Annotated in this window: 14 protein-coding genes and 1 pseudogene; 6 read left to right on the top strand and 9 right to left on the bottom strand. The window is 71.4% G+C overall.

All coding sequences use genetic code 11. From position 1 onward, the window contains the following. Positions 1 to 152: 152 nt before the first annotated feature. The 4 genes and pseudogenes from LJ657_RS48500 to LJ657_RS02195 all read right to left on the bottom strand — a co-directional run. Positions 153 to 677: pseudogene (locus LJ657_RS48500) on the bottom strand (LLM class flavin-dependent oxidoreductase); the annotation flags it as partial. Next, positions 623 to 973 (bottom strand): nitrite reductase small subunit NirD, encoded by a 351-nt coding sequence (gene nirD / locus LJ657_RS02185; RefSeq protein ID WP_232646435.1) that lies wholly within the window; start codon positions 971 to 973, stop codon positions 623 to 625. The gene nirD and the pseudogene LJ657_RS48500, both read right to left, overlap by 55 nt. Beyond that, complete coding sequence (gene nirB / locus LJ657_RS02190; protein ID WP_232646437.1) at positions 970 to 3,564, bottom strand: nitrite reductase large subunit NirB; 2,595 nt, start codon at positions 3,562 to 3,564, stop codon at positions 970 to 972. Before nirB ends, nirD begins: the two co-directional genes overlap by 4 nt. Continuing rightward, complete coding sequence (locus LJ657_RS02195) at positions 3,564 to 4,790, bottom strand: NAD(P)/FAD-dependent oxidoreductase (protein ID WP_232646438.1); 1,227 nt, start codon at positions 4,788 to 4,790, stop codon at positions 3,564 to 3,566. Before LJ657_RS02195 ends, nirB begins: the two co-directional genes overlap by 1 nt. Positions 4,791 to 5,010: 220 nt before the next feature. On the opposite strand from LJ657_RS02195, the gene LJ657_RS02200 reads away from it, so the two are divergent. Together LJ657_RS02200 and cpt are read left to right on the top strand one after the other, a co-directional pair. Next, positions 5,011 to 5,793, top strand: coding sequence for a sulfite exporter TauE/SafE family protein (locus tag LJ657_RS02200; RefSeq protein ID WP_232646446.1), 783 nt, complete (start codon positions 5,011 to 5,013; stop codon positions 5,791 to 5,793). A 15-nt stretch (positions 5,794 to 5,808) separates the two neighbouring features. Continuing rightward, positions 5,809 to 6,411 (top strand): chloramphenicol phosphotransferase CPT, encoded by a 603-nt coding sequence (cpt, locus tag LJ657_RS02205; RefSeq protein ID WP_232646447.1) that lies wholly within the window; start codon positions 5,809 to 5,811, stop codon positions 6,409 to 6,411. Here cpt and LJ657_RS02210 read toward each other — a convergent pair. Continuing rightward, positions 6,363 to 6,986 carry a class F sortase gene (locus LJ657_RS02210; protein WP_232646449.1) on the bottom strand — a complete coding sequence of 208 codons (624 nt, stop codon included), beginning with the start codon at positions 6,984 to 6,986 and terminating at the stop codon, positions 6,363 to 6,365. The two genes, cpt and LJ657_RS02210, sit on opposite strands and share 49 nt — an antisense overlap. Positions 6,987 to 7,103: 117 nt before the next feature. Next, positions 7,104 to 7,628 carry a hypothetical protein gene (locus tag LJ657_RS02215; protein ID WP_232646451.1) on the bottom strand — a complete coding sequence of 175 codons (525 nt, stop codon included), beginning with the start codon at positions 7,626 to 7,628 and terminating at the stop codon, positions 7,104 to 7,106. A 304-nt stretch (positions 7,629 to 7,932) separates the two neighbouring features. Here LJ657_RS02215 and LJ657_RS02220 point away from each other — a divergent pair, with 304 nt between their 5' ends. Then, the gene (locus LJ657_RS02220; protein ID WP_232646453.1) at positions 7,933 to 8,541 is read left to right on the top strand and encodes an NADPH-dependent FMN reductase; all 609 of its coding nucleotides are present in this window, start codon (positions 7,933 to 7,935) and stop codon (positions 8,539 to 8,541) included. A gap of 174 nt (positions 8,542 to 8,715) precedes the next feature. Here LJ657_RS02220 and LJ657_RS02225 read toward each other — a convergent pair whose 3' ends face one another. After that, positions 8,716 to 10,368 (bottom strand): M4 family metallopeptidase, encoded by a 1,653-nt coding sequence (locus LJ657_RS02225; RefSeq protein ID WP_232646454.1) that lies wholly within the window; start codon positions 10,366 to 10,368, stop codon positions 8,716 to 8,718. A 146-nt stretch (positions 10,369 to 10,514) separates the two neighbouring features. Between LJ657_RS02225 and LJ657_RS02230 the strand changes: the two genes are divergently transcribed. After that, positions 10,515 to 10,943 carry a gamma-glutamylcyclotransferase family protein gene (locus LJ657_RS02230; RefSeq protein ID WP_232646456.1) on the top strand — a complete coding sequence of 143 codons (429 nt, stop codon included), beginning with the start codon at positions 10,515 to 10,517 and terminating at the stop codon, positions 10,941 to 10,943. Between the two features lie 15 nt (positions 10,944 to 10,958). On the opposite strand, the gene LJ657_RS02235 is transcribed toward LJ657_RS02230, so the two are convergent. Both LJ657_RS02235 and LJ657_RS02240 read right to left on the bottom strand, forming a co-directional pair. Further along, positions 10,959 to 13,106: a molybdopterin oxidoreductase family protein gene (locus tag LJ657_RS02235; RefSeq protein ID WP_232646457.1), complete on the bottom strand. Its 2,148-nt coding sequence runs from the start codon at positions 13,104 to 13,106 to the stop codon at positions 10,959 to 10,961. A 102-nt stretch (positions 13,107 to 13,208) separates the two neighbouring features. Next, positions 13,209 to 13,880 carry a SanA/YdcF family protein gene (locus tag LJ657_RS02240; protein ID WP_232646458.1) on the bottom strand — a complete coding sequence of 224 codons (672 nt, stop codon included), beginning with the start codon at positions 13,878 to 13,880 and terminating at the stop codon, positions 13,209 to 13,211. Between the two features lie 212 nt (positions 13,881 to 14,092). Between LJ657_RS02240 and LJ657_RS02245 the strand changes: the two genes are divergently transcribed. Next, entirely contained in the window at positions 14,093 to 14,989 is an 897-nt protein-coding gene (locus LJ657_RS02245; RefSeq protein ID WP_232646459.1) for a sirohydrochlorin chelatase, read from the top strand. A gap of 139 nt (positions 14,990 to 15,128) precedes the next feature. Beyond that, positions 15,129 to 16,385, top strand: coding sequence for a deoxyguanosinetriphosphate triphosphohydrolase (locus tag LJ657_RS02250; protein WP_232646460.1), 1,257 nt, complete (start codon positions 15,129 to 15,131; stop codon positions 16,383 to 16,385). Positions 16,386 to 16,446 lie beyond the last annotated feature (61 nt).

A 16,446-nucleotide genomic window follows, 5' to 3' on the forward strand; every position in this document is an offset into this window, starting at 1 on the left:
GGGAGGGTGCGGATCCTGCAGCGGGCCCGGAACGAGTGGCTGGTCGCCGCCGCCCCTCCACAGCCTGGGGACCTCCTCGAAGGCCCGCTGGGTCTGGCCCGGGCGCCCGCCGGGTCCACGCCGAACATGCGCCACTCTGGCGCCGTCGAACGGGTCGGGCCCAGCTCCACCCGGCCGCCGCTCAACTGGTCCAGCCAGGCTGCGCGTTCCGCGACCCGCCTCGGGCGGTCGATCCCGGCCGGTGCCGGCACCGCCGTGCGTCCGAGCCGTATGCGGGACGTACGCTGCGACAGCGCCACCAGCAGCAGCTCCGGCGCCGAGCTGAGGCTGAACTCCTCTTGCCCCGTGGTGCTCCACCTGCCACCAGCAGCCGTACCCCAGCTCGTCGGCGAGAACGGCCTGTTCGACCGCCTCGTTGATCCGCCGGTGCTCGTGGTCCCCGGTCGCCCACGGTCTGGGGTCCTGGATCTCGCTGAACATGTCGAGCTTCGCTTGCTGAACTGCCCTTCTCGCCTGCCGGATTGTTCGTGGAAAGCGCTTCCACGCTCCAGCTTCAGGGTGTCGGGCGAGGGGGCGAAAAGCAGAGTGCCCCTCCGATGGGAGGGGCACCCGGAAACCAGGTTCAGCTTGCGCGTACCTCGTACGTCGCCACCCGTACCGACTCGTCGTCCAGGCACTGCCCGGTCTCCAGGTCGAAGCGCTGCTTGAGCAGCGGCGAGGCGACGAACGGGCGGCTTTGGTGGGTGCCGGTCAGGCCGCGGGAGAGGACCGCCGCGCCGCCGAAGGGATCGCGGTTGTCGATGGCGTACAGCTCACCCGAGCGGTCGCGGAACAGGGCCACCTGACGGCCGTCCGGCAGCAGGGCCGCAACCCCGCGGCCCGGCAGCAGGGCGTTCAGGTCGCAGACCGTGAACCAGCCGTCCTTGAGCTCGAGTTGGACCTTCAGGTCGGTCGTTTCGGGTGCCAGGGTCATCGCTGGGCGCTCCCTTCCAGGGGACGGTGGCCGATGGTCAGCAGCGGCAGGTCGGGCTTGATCTGGTCGCGCTCCGGGACGAAGCCGACGACCGGGTCGGGGGTGTCGGGGGCGTTCACGAAGGACACGAACCGGGCGAGCTTCTCCGGGTTGTTGATGGTGGTCGCCCACTCGTCGGCGTAGTTCGCCACGTGGTCCGCCATCAGGGACTCCAGCTCCTCGCAGATGCCGAGGGAGTCCTCCACCACCACGTCGCGTACGTGGTCCAGGCCGCCGGGGATGCGCTCCAGCCAGGTCGAGGTGCGCTCCAGGCGGTCGGCGGTGCGGATGTAGAACATCAGGAACCGGTCGATCAGGCGGACCAGTTCGGCGTCGGAGAGGTCCTGCGCGAGGAGGTCCGCGTGGCGCGGGGTGGCGCCGCCGTTGCCGCCGACGTACAGGTTCCAGCCGTTGGAGGTGGCGATGACGCCGAAGTCCTTCGACTGGGCCTCGGCGCACTCGCGGGCGCAGCCGGAGACCGCCGACTTGAGCTTGTGCGGTGACCTCAGGCCCCGGTAGCGCAGCTCCAGGTCGATGGCCATGCGGACGGAGTCCTGGACGCCGTAGCGGCACCAGGTCTGGCCCACGCAGGACTTGACGGTGCGCAGGGCCTTTCCGTAGGCGTGGCCGGACTCGAAGCCGGCGTCCACCAACCGGGCCCAGATCAGGGGGAGTTGCTCGACCCGGGCGCCGAACATGTCGATCCGCTGGCCACCGGTGATCTTCGTGTAGAGGCCGAAGTCGCGGGCGATCTCGCCGATCACGATCAGGCCCTCGGGGGTGACCTCACCGCCGGGGATGCGCGGGACGACCGAGTACGAGCCGTTCTTCTGCAGGTTGGCGAGGAAGTGGTCGTTGCTGTCCTGAAGGGCCGCCTGCTCGCCGTCCAGGACGTAGCCGCTCACGCCGATCGTCGGGGCGAGGGAGGCGATGATCGAGCCGACCGCGGGCTTGCAGATCTCGCAGCCGTCGCCGCCCTTGGCCTCGTCGCGGCCGTAGCGGTCCAGCAGGTCCTGGTAGGTGTTGATGCGCAGGGCGAGGACGATCTCGTAGAGCTCCTCGCGGGTCTGCGAGAAGCAGCCGCACAGGCCCTTGTCGACCTCGACGCCGGACGCCTCCAGCTCGGCCGTGACCAGCTGGCCCAGCACCTTGACGCAGCTGCCGCAGGTCGTACCGGCCTTGGTGCACTTCTTCACCTCGGGCACGGTCGTGCACTGGTGGTCGGTGACCGCGGCGCGGATCGTGCCCTTGCGGACGTTGTTGCAGGAACAGATGATCGCGTCGTCCGGCAGCGCGGTCGGGCCGAGCTGGACGGACTCGCCGGCGCCGGCGGGCAGCACCAGCGACTCGGGCGAGACCGGCGGGACGGAGCCGGTGAAGGCCTTCAGCGTGCCGTACGCCTCCGCGTCGCCGACCAGGATGCCGCCGAGCAGCGTGCCGTCCCTGCCGATGACCAGCTTCTTGTACAGGCCCGCGCGCGAGTCGGAGTAGACGACGTCCAGGCAGTCCTCGGTGGCGCCGTGCGCGTCACCGAATGACGCCACGTCCACGCCGAGCAGCTTCAGCTTGGTGGAGAGGTCGGCGCCGGTGAACGTCAACTGCTCAGTCTCGTCCTGGGCGATGGTCGCGGCGGCCGTCTCGGCCTGCTCGTAACCCGGGGCGACCAGGCCGTACACCCGGCCGTCGGAGGCCAGCGCGCACTCGCCGATCGCGAAGACGTGCGGGTCGGAGACCGTACGGCACTGCTCGTCGACCGTGATGCCGCCGCGCTCGCCGACGGTGAGGCCGCAGTCGCGGGCCAGCTGGTCGCGAGGGCGGACGCCGGCGCTGAACACCACCAGGTCGGTGGCGAGTTCGGAGCCGTCGGAGAGCTTCATGCCGGTGACGGCTCCGTCCTCGCCGACCACGATCTCCTGCGTGCCGACGCCCGTGTGGACGGTCAGGCCCATCTCCTCGATGGTGCGAAGGAGGGCCGCGCCGCCGCCGTCGTCGACCTGGACGGGCATCAGACGCGGCGCGAACTCCACGATGTGGGAGGTGAGACCGAGGCCCTTCAGCGCACCCGCGGCCTCAAGGCCCAGCAGACCACCGCCGACCACCGCACCGGTGGTGCGGGTCTTCGCGTACTCCTCGATCGCGAGAAGGTCCTCGATCGTGCGGTAGACGAAGCAGCCCTCGGCGTCCTTGTTCGGGACCGGCGGCACGAAGGGGAAGGAGCCGGTGGCCAGGACGAGGGTCTCGTACTCGAAGACCTTGCCGGACCTCGCCGTGACCTTCTTCGCCTCGCGGTCGACCGTCTCGGCCGGGTCGCCGACGTACAGCTCGATGCCGTGGTCGTTGATGAACTCCATGTCGGTCATGGAGAGATCCTCGGGCGTCCTGCCCGAGAAGTACGAGGTCAGCGCGACGCGGTCGTATGCGGGACGCGGCTCCTCGCACAGCACGACCACGCGGTGCGTGGCGGTCAGGCCGCGCTCGGCGAGCGCTTCGAGGAAGCGCTGGCCGACCATGCCGTGGCCGACGAGCACGATCGTGGGGGTGCCGGTGGACATCAGGAGCCTCCATCGTTGGTGAGCAGGTGGAGCAGTGGGGCGCCGTTGGCGGGGAGCGGCTCTGCCCCCTCCCAGGCGCGCGCGAGCGCGCCGACGGTGCCGAGTTCGCCGACGAGGACCCCGCCGACCAGGCGGTCGTCGCGGACGACGACCTTGCGGTAGGTGCCACGGGTGGCGTCGGCCAGCTGGACGACGTCGTCGCCGGGCCGCGCCTCCGTCTCGCCGAACGCGGCGAGGTCGAAACTTCCCAGGGGAGCGTCGTGCCCGGTGAGCGTGAGCCGGGTCAGCGCACGGGTGCCGCTGTAGCGAGCGCTCGTGCGGCCGGACAGCAACTCGGCCAGGACTTCCGCCTGTTCGAGCGCCGGGGCGGCGAGACCGTAGACCTCGCCGTCGTGCTGGACGCAGTCGCCGATCGCCCGGATGTGCGGGTCGGAGGTGCGGAGCTCGTCGTCGACGACGATCCCCTTGCGCACCTCGAGACCGGCGATCTGCGCGAGGCCCACGCGAGGGTGCACCCCGCAGGACAGCACCACCAGGTCCGCGTCGAGGGCGTACCCGTCGTGCATCTCGACCGAGCGGACCGCGCCGCCCACGCAGCGCACGTCGCGCACCCGGCACTCGGTGTGGATCTCGACGCCGAGGTCCTTGAGGTGCCGCTGCACGAGCTTCGAGGCGCTCGGGTCGAGTTGGCGCTCCATGAGCCGCTCGCCCTGCTGGGCGAGGACGACCTGGGCGCCGCGCCGGGCGAGCGCGCGGGCCGCGGAGACCCCGAGGAGCCCGCCGCCGATGACGACCGCCTTCACCCCCGGCCGCACGGCCTTCGACAGCCCCAGGCAGTCGTCCATGGTCCGGAACGCGTGCACGCCCTCGGGCAGCACGTGGTCCGGGGTGAACAGTCCGCGCAGCGGCGGGAGCACCGGGTTGGAGCCGGTGGCCAGGACCAGCGTGTCGTATGCGATCTTCGAGCCGTCCGCGCACTCGACGGTCCGCTCGGCGCGGTCGATGCCGGTGACCCGGGCGCGGGTCAGCTCCGCGGGCGCCGGCAGCGCGATCACCTCGGGGCTGTACCGCCCGGCCAGCACTTCGGCGAGAAGCACCCTGTTGTACGGGCGGTGCTCCTCCTCGCCGATCAGCGTCACGGGCGTGCCGAGCTCACCGAGCCGCCGGGCGAGACGGACGCCCGCGAGCCCGGCGCCGATCACCACCACACGCGTATTCGAGGTCATGCCTAGGAGCGTGCGATGCCGGTGTTACCCGGCAGCATCACATCTGTTTCCCGCGAGGAACGCTGCCCTCAGCACCAGCCCGGCGAGGGTGTGAGGGTTCGGAGGACGGGCCGGGCGCGCGCTGTGAGGAGAGGGGCGCGGGCCACGTCCCGGGGGCCGAAGCTCAGAAGTCGCTCAGGTCGATGGACGCTGCATGTATCCCGTCCCTAGGGTCGCGATCATGCCCGACATATCGCTGACCACCGTCGTCGTCCTGTGTCTCGCGGCGCTCGCGGCCGGCTGGATCGACGCCGTGGTCGGAGGCGGGGGCCTGCTCCTGCTCCCCGTTCTGCTGCTCGGCCTGCCGCCCGGCACCTCCGCCGCGCACGCCCTCGGCACCAACAAGGCGGTGGCCATCGTCGGCACCTCGGGCGCCGCGGTGACCTACGCCCGCAAGGCGCCCGTCGACGTCCGACTGGCTGTACGGATCGGGCTGGCGGCCCTCGTCGGCTCCTCCACCGGTGCCTTCTTCGCGGCCGGGATGAGCGCGGAGGTCCTCAAGCCGGTGATCATGGTGGTGCTGCTCGCGGTCGCCGCCTTCGTCATCCTGCGCCCCGCCTTCGGCACGGCCCCCGCGACCGGCCCGGCCTCGCGCCGCCAGATCCTCGCCGCGATCGGCCTCGCGGGCCTGGGCATCGGCTTCTACGACGGTCTGATCGGCCCCGGCACCGGCACGTTCCTCGTCCTCGCGCTCACCGCCGTCCTCCACCTCGACCTGGTCACCGCCTCCGCCACCGCGAAGATCGTCAACTGCTGCACCAACGCGGGCGCCCTCGCGATGTTCGCCTGGCAGGCCACGGTGCTGTGGCAACTGGCGGCCCTGATGGCCGTGTTCAATCTGGCGGGCGGCACCCTCGGCGCGCACACCGCACTGAAGAAGGGCAGCGGTTTCGTACGGGTCGTGCTGCTGACGGTGGTGTTCGCGCTGGTGGCGAAAATGGCGTACGAGCAGTGGGTGGCCTGACGCTACGGTGACCCGATGGCGACCCAGGTGATCGTGCTCAACGGCGGTTCCAGCTCCGGCAAGTCGGGGATCGTGCGGTGTCTGCAGGCGGTGCTGCCGCAGCCGTGGCTGGCGTTCGCGATCGACACACTGGTCGATTCGATGCCCGCCTCCCTGCGGGCCTCGCTCGTCGCTCCGGACGGCGGGGTGAGCGTCGGGCCGGAGTTCCGGACGCTTCAGACGGCGTGGATGGAGGGCGTCGCGGCGACCGCCCGCGCGGGCGTCCCGGTCGTCATCGACGACGTGTTCCTCGGCGGCGCGGAATCCCAGGAGGGGTGGCGGAAGGTCCTGACCGGCCTGGGCGTCCTGTGGGCCGGTGTCCGCTGCGAGGCTGCGGTCGCCGCGGGCCGGGAGATCGCGCGGGGCGACCGGGTGCGGGGGATGGCGGAGCAGCAGGCGGAGCTGGTCCACCGGGGCGTGGTGTACGACGTCGAGGTGGACACCACGCACACGGAGTCGCTGGAGTGTGCGCTGACCATCGCGCAGGCGGTGCTCAGCGGCTCCGTACAGCCGTCCTCGGCCGGCTGTCGTCAGCGGCTCGCGGTGAGATGCGCGAACACGACCACGTTCCCCTCGTAGCCGGTCGACCGCGAATACCCCCCGCCGCAGGTGATCACCCGCAGCTCGGGCCGGTCCGCGGCGCCGTACACCTTCTCGTCCGGGAAGTGCGCGTCGTCGTACACCTCGACCGCGTCCACCGAGAAGAGCGCGGTGCTCCCGTCCCGCCGGTCCACCTCGATGCGGCTGCCCTTCTTCAGCGCACCGAGGTCATAGAAGACGGCGGGGCCGTCCGCATTGTCGACATGGCCCGCGACGACGGCGGTCCCCTTCTCCCCGGGGGTGGTGCCGGCCTCGTACCAGCCGGCGAGGTTCCGCTTCGCGGCCGGCGGTACGTCGAGGCTGCCGGACGGGGTGAGGGCGAGGCCCATGAGGGGGGCGTCCACATGGATCGACGGGATGCGGATGCGGTCGGGCGGGGAGGGGGGCAGCGCGGGCGCGCCGCGCGGTTCGCCACCCTGGCCACTGCGGGCCGCCTGCGCGGCGGACGGCTGCGGCGGGGCGTGCGTCCCGGCGCCGCTGCCGAGCAGCCACGCGCCGGAGCACAGGGCGACCACGGTGACGGTCCCTATCGCCCCGTTGCTGACTCTGCGCACGCGAGCCTCCTGCCTGACTCGTACGGGTGAACCCGGCCCCCTCCGGGCCGCGAGGGGCGTCGGACCCGGAGGGGGAGGGACATGCGGTACCGGTGGACGGACAGCGGAGGGTGTCCGTCAGATCCCGTCGCCTCTCGCCCGGCGATGCAGGAGCCAGGTACCGCCCGCGGCGGCGACGGCGAGAGCCGTCACGCCGGCCGCGGTCTGCACGGGATCGGGGCCCAGGGCGCCGCCGACCCCCGTCTTCACACTGCCGCGGGGCTCCTGCCCGCGGGGCGCGGTCATGGTCACCACCAGGTCGCCCTTGACCTGCCGGTTGCTTTCGGCGCACTTCGCGACGATCTCGTACGTCCCCGGCTGGGCGCTCGGCGGTACCCGGAACTGCCCGACCGCCTCGCCGTCGTGCGCGCTCGGCGCCAGGGTGAAGACACCGGCCCCCACCGCTCCGGCGTCGCCCGCCGCCGCGCCGTCCGTGCCGCACTCCGCGGTGTTCACCGTGATCTGGGTGCCCGGCACCGCCTGGGAGGGGAAAACCTCCAGGCCGCCGTCCCCCTCGTCGTCGGCGTACGCGGGCGCGGCCACGAAGCCCGCGGCTGCCACGGCGAGTGCGGTACCGGTCAGCAGACGGGCGGTACGTCGCATCGGTGTTCCTCCGAGCTCTCTTCGGTGTCCCCTGCCCTTCCGAGGTAAGTGGCAGCCGCGCGAGCGCGCTTCCTGAAGGTCTGTCAGAAATGCGGTGAATGGGTGTCAGATCCGTGCGCGACGCGGTCGCTCGGGTGGACTTTCAGCAGGTCACCGGCGTGGGGCAGGGGTTGTGCGGAACAGCACCCGAAGGGCGCAGGGGAGCGCGTGTGAACGGGTGACCCCGCTGATCGCGGCGCGCACGCCGCTGACAAGGAGGGTTGCTCTTGACCTCAAGAAAGGTTGAGGTACGAGGCTGGGCCGCATGCAGATCAAAGACGCACCCCTCAATGCGGACGATGTCGAGGCCCCTCTCGCTGTGACCCTTGTCGTCGGGAGCAACCGCCACGGCCGCTTCGGCCCCGTCGTCGCCGACTGGCTCCTGGGCCGTATGCGCGACCGCGACGACCTGCTCCCCGCGGTCCTCGACGTGGCCGACGCGAACCTTCCCACGACCTTCGCCCCGACCTCCGCAGCGATGGCGGCACGCTCCTCGGTCACCCCGAAACTCGCGGCCGCGGACGCCTTCGTCGTCCTCACCCCCGAGTACAACCACTCCTACCCGGCCGGCCTCAAGAACCTCATCGACTGGCACTTCACCGAATGGCAGGCCAAGCCCGTCGCCCTCGCCTCATACGGCGGCCTCTCGGGCGGCCTGCGCGCGGTCGAACACCTCCGCCAGGTCTTTGCCGAACTCCACGCGGTCACCCTCCGCGACACGGTGTCCTTCCACAACGCGGGGGCGTCCTTCGACGAGGGACGGCTCAAGGATCCGTCGGGCCCGGAGGCGGCGGCGAAGGTGATGCTGGACCAGCTGGTGTGGTGGGGGAGGGGGTTGCGGGAGGCGCGGGAGCGGCGACCCTACGGGGCATGAGTCAAGGCCGTATACGACGACTTCCTCGACATCCACGGCGGCATCTGCGGCAAGACCCGCCTGGACTGGTACGAGGGCAACGGCTTCGAGTACTGGCCCTGGTGACGAGAACGGCCGGACGGCCGCCCCGGTCGATCAACGAGGCGGCCGCCCGCGCGTTCACCGCACCGTCGATCAGTTGACGTTGACCGCGCTCCAGGCCGCCGCCACCGCGTCGTACTCCGTACTCCCGGCGCCGTAGAGGTCCTTGGCCGCGCTGAGCGTCGCCGCACGCGCCCCCGCGTAGTTCGTCGAGGACGTCATGTAGACCGTAAGCGCCCGGTACCAGATCTGGCCGAGCTTGTCGCGGCCGATGCCCGTCACCGTTTTGCCGTTGTACGTCGGGGAGTCGTAGCTGACGCCGTTGATGGTCTTCGCGCCGCTGCCCTCCGCCAGGAGGTAGGCGAAGTGGTTGGCGACGCCCGAGGAGTAGTGGACGTCGAGATTGCCCACCGACGAGCTCCAGTAGTCGGCCGACTTGCCGTCCTTGGAGGGCTTGTCCATGTAGCGCAGGGCGGCCTGGCCGAATCCCGGCCGTACGATCTTCTCGCCGATCAGGTAGTCACCGGGGTCCGACGTGTTGTTGGCGTACCACTCCACCAGCGTGCCGAGGATGTCGGACGTCGCCTCGTTCAGACCGCCGGACTCGCCCGAGTAGGTCAGGGCCGCCGTCTTGGAGGTGACGCCGTGCGTCATCTCGTGGCCGGCCACGTCCAGCCCGACCAGCGGGCCGAGGCTCGTGCCGTCACCGTCGCCGTACGTCATGCAGAAGCAACTGTCGTCCCAGAAGGCGTTGTTGTACTTGTTGCCGTAGTGGACGCGGTTGTACGAGCCCTTGCCGTCGTTCGCGATGCCGTTGCGGCCGAACGTGTTCTTGTAGAAGTCCCAGGTCATGTTCGTGCCGTACTGGGCGTCCACGGCGGCGGAGGCGCGGTCGGCGTCCGTCCCCGTCCCCCAGTGGTTGTCCGTGTCCGTGAACACCGTGGACGGGGCGCGGCTGACGCAGATGCTGGTGAGGAAGCACAGGTCCGTCTGGTTCGCCGCGTCACCCGTGTACGTGCCGCCGCGCGTCGCGTCCTTGAGCTGGTACGTCGATCCCGACTGGGTCGTCTCCAGCGGAACCGTGCCGCTGTACAGCGACTTGCCGTCGCCCGTGGCCGTCTCGATGTCGTCCCAGGCGTCGATCTGCGAGCCGGTCCTGGCGTCCGTGAGGACGGTGCGGGAGACCGGGTTGCCCAGGGAGTCCTTGGCCGCGACCTTCGTCCGCCACGCCAGCTTCGGCGTTCCGTGCAGGGCGTCGACGACCAGCTCCGGCCTGGCCGTCAGCTTCTTCAGCGTCTGGCCGAGGTTGACCGCGCGCAGGGCGTTCGCCGCGAGGTCGGCGGCCTTCGGGCCCGATATGGAGGGGACGATCGAGGCGAGGGATATCTTGCTCCGCGTCGCCCGGTCCGCGCTGCGGTACTTGCCGTCCGAGGCCAGATGGACCACGAAGTCGCCACCCAGCACCGGAAGTTGACGGTACGTCCGGTCGTAGCGCACATGCTGCGTGCCGTCCCTGTCGACGATCACGTCCCGCACCTTAGTGCCCTCGTCGGAGGTGAGCCCGAGACTCGCGGCGTGTGCCAGAAGTGCCGACGCCGCGTTCGCGATCGCGCCGGTCCTGCTCGGTTGTTCATCGGCGACGGCGGCGGGGGAGAGGGCCGCGGCCAGCAGACCGGCGGTGGTGGCGGCCACGCCGAGAGCGGCGAGACGACGGGAACCTCGGACGTCGATACGTATCCGGCTCATCGATCTCCTCGAGAAGGCGCCAGAGGGCGCGTGGGGGCGGTGGGCGGCGCAGGTGTTGACGAAGATTTAAGGGGCCATGACACAGGAGGTCCATAGCGCGTACTGGGAGGTATGGGAGAGGTGTGTGAGGAGAGAGAATCGTTTTTGTGAGACTCCCGTTTTTCGTCTACGGCACCCTCCTCCCCGGCGAGATCAATCACGATCTGTTCCTGCGCGGTCGCACAGGGGCGGAGGAGCCGGCGCGGCTGAACGGCGCGGTCCTGTACGACGGACCCGGCTATCCGTACGCCGTCGAGGAGCGCGGCGGGGTGGTGCACGGCGAGCTCGTGACCGCACTGCCGCAGGAGTACGAGGAGTTGCTCGTCGCCCTCGACCGGCTGGAGGAGTACGCGCCCGGTGCCCCGCGCAACCTCTACGAGCGCGTCGAGCGGGAGGTGATCCGCGACGGCGGGGACACGGCGGCCCGTGACCACACGGCCGTACGCGCCTGGGTGTATGTGGCGGCCCCTGCCGTCGCCGCCCGCCTGCGCTCCCGCGGCAAGCTGATCGAGAGCGGGGACTGGCGGGTCAGGTGAGCCCGCCCCCGGCGGCTACGACGTCACCGTCTCCAACCGCACCGCACACGCCTTGAACTCCGGCATGCGTGAAGTCGGGTCGAGGGCAGGGTTGGTGAGGGTGTTGACGCGGCCCTCGCCCGGCCAGTGGAAGGGCATGAAGACCGTGTCCGGGCGGATCGAGGTGGTGATGCGGGCCGGTGCGACGGCCCGTCCCCGGCGGGACACCACCGCCACCGGGTCGCCCTCCGCCGCCCCGAGCCGCGCCGCCAGCCGGGGGTGCAGCTCCACGAACGGCCCCGGCGCCGCCGCGTTCAGCTCGTCCACACGGCGGGTCTGGGCGCCGGACTGGTACTGGGCGACGACCCGGCCGGTCGTCAGCAGCACCGGGTACTCCTCGTCGGGCTCCTCGGCGGACGCCCGGTGCGAGACGGGGACGAAGCGGGCCCGGCCGTCCGGGGTGGCGAAACGGTCGAGGAAGAGGCGGGGGGTGCCGGGGTGGGCGTCCGCCGGGATGTCCCGGGCCGCGGAGCCGTCGTCGCCGGGCGCGTCCAGCGAGGTGTCCTCGCCGTCCGGCGGGCCCGCCGGACACGGCCAGAACACCCCGTTCTCCTCGGCCAGCCTGCGGTAGGTGATCCCCGAGTAGTCGGCCGGCCCGCCCGCGCTGGCCCTGCGCAGCTCCTCGAAGACCTCCTCCGGGTCGGTCGGGAAGCCCTTCTCCACGCCGAGCCGGTCGGCCAGTTCGTGCAGGACGTCGAGGTCGCTGCGGACACCTTCGGGAGCCGTGATCGCGCGCCGCCGCAGCAGCACCCTGCCCTCCAGGCTGGTCGTCGTGCCGGTCTCCTCCGCCCACTGGGTGACGGGGAGCACGACGTCCGCCAGCGCCGCCGTCTCCGAGAGGACGACATCGCAGACCGCCAGGAAGTCCAGCGACTTGACGCGCTCCTCGATGTGCGCGGCACGCGGCGCCGACACCACCGGATTCGACCCCATCAGCAGCAGGGACTTGATGTCCGTGCCCAGGGCGTCCAGCAGCTCGTACGCACTGCGGCCCGGCCCGGGAAGCGAGTCCGGGTCCACGCCCCACACCTCGGCCACGTGCCGCCGCGCCGCCGGGTCGTCCAGCTTGCGGTAGCCGGGCAGCTGGTCGGCCTTCTGACCGTGCTCACGTCCGCCCTGCCCGTTGCCCTGCCCGGTCAGGCAGCCGTACCCGGACAGCGGGCGGCCCGCGCGACCGGTCGCCAGGCACAGGTTGATCCACGCGCCGACCGTGTCCGTGCCCTTGGACTGCTGCTCGGGGCCGCGCGCGGTCAGCACCATCGCGTTCTCCGGCTCGCAGAACAGCCGTACGGTCTCCCGCAGTTGGGGAACGGACACCCCTGTGATCCGTTCCACGTACTCCGGCCAGTGCGCCATCGCCGCCGCCCGGGCGTCCTCCCAGCCGGCCGTGCGCTCCTGCACGTACGCCTCGTCGACCCGTCCCTCGGCCACCACCAGGTGCAGCAGACCGAGCGCCAGGGCGAGATCCGTGCCGGGCCTCGGTGCCAGATGCAGGTCGGCCTGTTCGGCGGTCTTCGTGCGGCGCGGGTCGATGACGATCAGCGTGCCGCCGTTCTCCTTCAGCTCGTTGAAGAACCGGAGCGACGGTGGCATGGTCTCCGCGAGGTTCGATCCGACCAGGATCACGCAGCCCGTCCTGGGGATGTCCTCCAGCGGGAAGGGGAGCCCCCGGTCCAGCCCGAACGCCTTCATGCCGGCCGCCGCGGCCGACGACATGCAGAACCGCCCGTTGTAGTCGATCTGCGAGGTGCCGAGCACCACGCGCGCGAACTTGCCGAGCGTGTACGCCTTCTCGTTCGTGAGGCCGCCGCCGCCGAAGACACCGACCGCGTCCGGGCCGTGTTCCGTACGCGTCCGGCGCAGTCCCCCGGCGATCCGGTCGAGCGCCTCGTCCCAGGTGGCGGGCACCAATGCGCCCTCGGAACGCACCAACGGGGAGGTCAGGCGCACCCGGGACGAGAGCACCGCCGGCGCCGTACGGCCCTTGCCGCACAGCGCACCCCGGTTCACCGGGAAGTCCGCGCGCTCGCTCACCTCGACCGTGCCGTCCGGCGCGGGCGTCAGGTTCATCCCGCACTGCAGGGCGCAGTACGGGCAGTGCGTGGGCGTCGGGGAGATCTGCATGCCACTCAGCGTGCTTCGGCCGTGTTACGTGCGGGACGGCTCCTTGTTACACGGGCGGCACGGCGACCTCCCGGCCGTCCGGGAGCGGCGGTGAGGCGCCCTTCACCGGGCATCGGCCAGCGCCTTCGCCACCCCCGTCTCCTTCGGTCCGAGGAACCGGGGGTCCGGGTGGAACACGGCGTCCAGGGCCGCCTTGCCGGCCGCGAAGATCTCGCGGGTGCCGCCGTAGTACCAGGTCACGTCGTGCTTGGCGTCGACCCCGACGCCGTACGACGTCACACCCGCCGCCTCGCACAGGGCGACCGCCCGCCGGATGTGGAAGCCCTGGCTGATGAGCACGGCCCGGTCGACGCCGAAGATCTTCTTGGCCCGGACGCAGGAGTCCCAGGTGTCGAAGCCCGCGTAGTCGCTGACGATCCGCCCGTCCGGGACACCGTGCTTCTTCAGATACGTGCGCATGGCGTCGGGCTCGTCGTAGTCCTTGCGGCTGTTGTCGCCGGTGACGAGGACGACCCTGACACGGCCCGTGCGGTACAGCTCGGCCGCTGCCTTCAGGCGGTTCGCGAGGTAAGGGGACGGCTCGCCGTTCCAGAGGCCGGCGCCGAACACGACGGCGACCTCGGTGCGGGGCGCGTCGGCGGTCGTCCGCAGCCGGTCACCCGTCGCGACGTACAACCAGGTCGCCGGCAGCAGCGCCAGCACACACCCGGCCATCACGGCCTGCACGAGCCTTCGCTGCCCGGCACGCGTGCGTGGCAGACGTGGTCTGCGCATCGGTCCCCCTTCTCCGGCCTGCTTTTCGACAGTCAGAGACGTCCTGTCAGGCCCCGCGGTTCGGCACACGATACGTGACCAGGTTCACTACGAGAGGTGAAACCGCAGGTCAGATCAGCTCACAGGCCCCCTGCACCCCACCGTGAACCGCCGGAAAACGGCTGTCATTCCCGTGCAACGGGACGGCAACCTCCGGCCGTCACCATCGGTCCATGACGCCGTCGAACCCTCCTCGCGACGAGTCCACGACCAAGCCCGGTGCGGCCCAGGCAGCCCACCTCGACAGTACGGCGCACCTCATGAACCGGATCAGCAGCCAGCTCGCCGGCCAGCTCAGCCTCGTCTCCCTCAACGGCAGACGGCGCCCCGGCCCCCCTGCGCTCGTCGTCGTCGCGCACGGCAGCCGCGACCCGCGCGCCCTGAGCACCGTCAGTACGCTCCTGGACCGCGTCCGCGAGCAGCGCCCCGGTCTGCCCGTCCACCTGGGCCACATCGAGCTGAACGACCCTCTGCTCCCCGACACGCTGGCCGGCCTCGGCACCCAGGAAGCCGTTCTCGTCCCCCTCCTCCTCGGCCGCGGCTACCACATCAAGCGGGACATCCCCGAGATGGCCGCCGAGTCGCAGGTACACGCGCGCGTGGCCGGCGCCCTCGGCCCGCACCCCCTCCTGGTGGAGACCCTGCACGCCCGCCTGGCCGAGGCCGGCTGGCAGACCCCCCTGGACGAGGCGACCCGCCGTGAGAGCGCGGTCGTCCTCGCCGCGGCCGGCTCCCGCGACCCGGAGTCGAAGATCGACACCAACCGCACGGCCCAGCTGCTGGCGGAGCGCCTGGGAGTTCCCGTGGTCCCGGCCTACGCGACCACGGCCGCCCCGACGGTCCCGGACGCGATCCGCGCCCTGGCGGCAAGAGGCCGACACCGGGTGGCGGTGGCTTCGTACTTCACAGCCCCGGGCCGCTTCGCCACCGAGTCCGCGGAGGCGGCACCCTGGATCGCCTCGGCCCCGCTGGGCACACACCCCGCGATGGCGAGCCTGGTCCTCCACCGCTACGACCAGGCGCTGGCAACCCCGGCGACGACGACGGAACCGGCACTGGCGTCGGCTTAGAACGCAGGGTGGCGGCAGGTCCTCGGGGGCGCGGGGAACTGCGCGGCAAGCCACAATGAGCCCGCACCCGCAAGACATCACGACCCGGCAGACGAGTGGGCACACCCCAATTGTCACTACCTCCGCTTACTGTCGAGACATGTCGTACGACGCGCAGTCAACAGAACGCTGGGCCCCCGAACCCGACAAACGCCCCGGCCGCACAGCCTTCCAACGCGACCGCGCCCGCGTACTGCACTCCGCCGCGCTCAGAAGACTCGCCGGCAAGACCCAGGTCGTCACGCCCGGCGAGCGCGGCGCCACCGCCTGGGACGCAAGCCCCCGGACCCGCCTGACCCACTCCTTGGAGTGCGCCCAGGTGGGCCGCGAACTGGGCGCGGCCCTCGGCTGCGACCCCGACCTCGTGGAAGCCGCCTGCCTCTCCCACGACCTGGGACACCCCCCCTTCGGCCACAACGGCGAACAGGCCCTGAACGAATTCGCCGAGGACTGCGGCGGCTTCGAGGGCAACGCCCAGTCCCTGAGACTCCTCACCCGCATCGAGCCCAAACGCTTCACCCCGGAGGGCTCCGTGGGCCTCAACCTCACCCGGGCGGCCCTGGACGCCGCCACCAAATACCCCTGGCCCCGAGGCGCCCACCCCACCGACCCGGGCTCCCCCAAGTTCGGCGTCTACGAGGACGACCGCCCCGTCTTCGACTGGGTCCGCAAGGACGCCCCGGGCACCAGCACCACCTTCGAGGCCCAGGTCATGGACTGGTCCGACGACGTGGCGTACTCGGTGCACGACGTCGAGGACGGCCTGCACGCGGGCCATATCGACCCCAACTGCCTGCACGCCGAGCCCGAACGCCAGGCGGTCTTCGCCGTCGCCGTCGGACGCTACGTTCCCGTGGACACCGACCCGGCCGAACTCGCCGCCGCCCTGGACCGCCTCCAGGACCAGGAGTGGTGGCCGCACGGCTACGACGGCTCGGCGGTCGCCCAGGGCCGCCTCAAGGACGCCACCAGCCAGCTCATCGGCCGCTTCTGCCTCGCCGCCGAGACCGCCACCCGCGCGGCGTACGGCACCGGCCGCCTCACCCGCTACGACGCCGAACTCGTCGTACCGCACGAGACGCGGCTGGAATGCGCGGTCCTCAAGGCCGTCGCGGACCGGTACGTCATGCAGCGTGCCGAACAGGAGCTGCTGAGGGCCGACCAGCGGATCGTGGTCGCCGAGCTGGCCGAGGCGCTCACCGCCCGCGCCCCGGCCGGCCTGGACCCCCAGTTCCGTGCCCTGTTCGACCAGGCAGGCGACGACCGTTCCCGCAAGCGGGTGATCGTCGACCAGATCGCCTCGCTCACCGACGCCTCGGCCCGTTCGCTTCATGCGCGCCTGACAGGGCATCTGTGAGACTGACGGGACGCGGGTGACGCCGAACGAGTCCGAATGTGACCCTCCGTGGCCTGATCGG

Source organism: Streptomyces guryensis, from assembly GCF_021261325.1.
Taxonomy (GTDB): domain Bacteria; phylum Actinomycetota; class Actinomycetes; order Streptomycetales; family Streptomycetaceae; genus Streptomyces; species Streptomyces guryensis.

What these genes read in the sequence shown, in the direction of transcription:
- nirD (WP_232646435.1), bottom strand. Translation starts at nt 973, where the DNA reads ATGACCCTGGCACCCGAAACGACCGACCTGAAGGTCCAACTCGAGCTC.
- nirB (WP_232646437.1), bottom strand. Translation starts at nt 3,564, where the DNA reads ATGTCCACCGGCACCCCCACGATCGTGCTCGTCGGCCACGGCATGGTC.
- LJ657_RS02195 (WP_232646438.1), bottom strand. Translation starts at nt 4,790, where the DNA reads ATGACCTCGAATACGCGTGTGGTGGTGATCGGCGCCGGGCTCGCGGGC.
- LJ657_RS02200 (WP_232646446.1), top strand. Translation starts at nt 5,011, where the DNA reads ATGCCCGACATATCGCTGACCACCGTCGTCGTCCTGTGTCTCGCGGCG.
- cpt (WP_232646447.1), top strand. Translation starts at nt 5,809, where the DNA reads ATGGCGACCCAGGTGATCGTGCTCAACGGCGGTTCCAGCTCCGGCAAG.
- LJ657_RS02215 (WP_232646451.1), bottom strand. Translation starts at nt 7,628, where the DNA reads ATGCGACGTACCGCCCGTCTGCTGACCGGTACCGCACTCGCCGTGGCA.
- LJ657_RS02220 (WP_232646453.1), top strand. Translation starts at nt 7,933, where the DNA reads ATGCAGATCAAAGACGCACCCCTCAATGCGGACGATGTCGAGGCCCCT.
- LJ657_RS02225 (WP_232646454.1), bottom strand. Translation starts at nt 10,368, where the DNA reads ATGAGCCGGATACGTATCGACGTCCGAGGTTCCCGTCGTCTCGCCGCT.
- LJ657_RS02235 (WP_232646457.1), bottom strand. Translation starts at nt 13,106, where the DNA reads ATGCAGATCTCCCCGACGCCCACGCACTGCCCGTACTGCGCCCTGCAG.
- LJ657_RS02240 (WP_232646458.1), bottom strand. Translation starts at nt 13,880, where the DNA reads ATGCGCAGACCACGTCTGCCACGCACGCGTGCCGGGCAGCGAAGGCTC.
- LJ657_RS02245 (WP_232646459.1), top strand. Translation starts at nt 14,093, where the DNA reads ATGACGCCGTCGAACCCTCCTCGCGACGAGTCCACGACCAAGCCCGGT.
- LJ657_RS02250 (WP_232646460.1), top strand. Translation starts at nt 15,129, where the DNA reads ATGTCGTACGACGCGCAGTCAACAGAACGCTGGGCCCCCGAACCCGAC.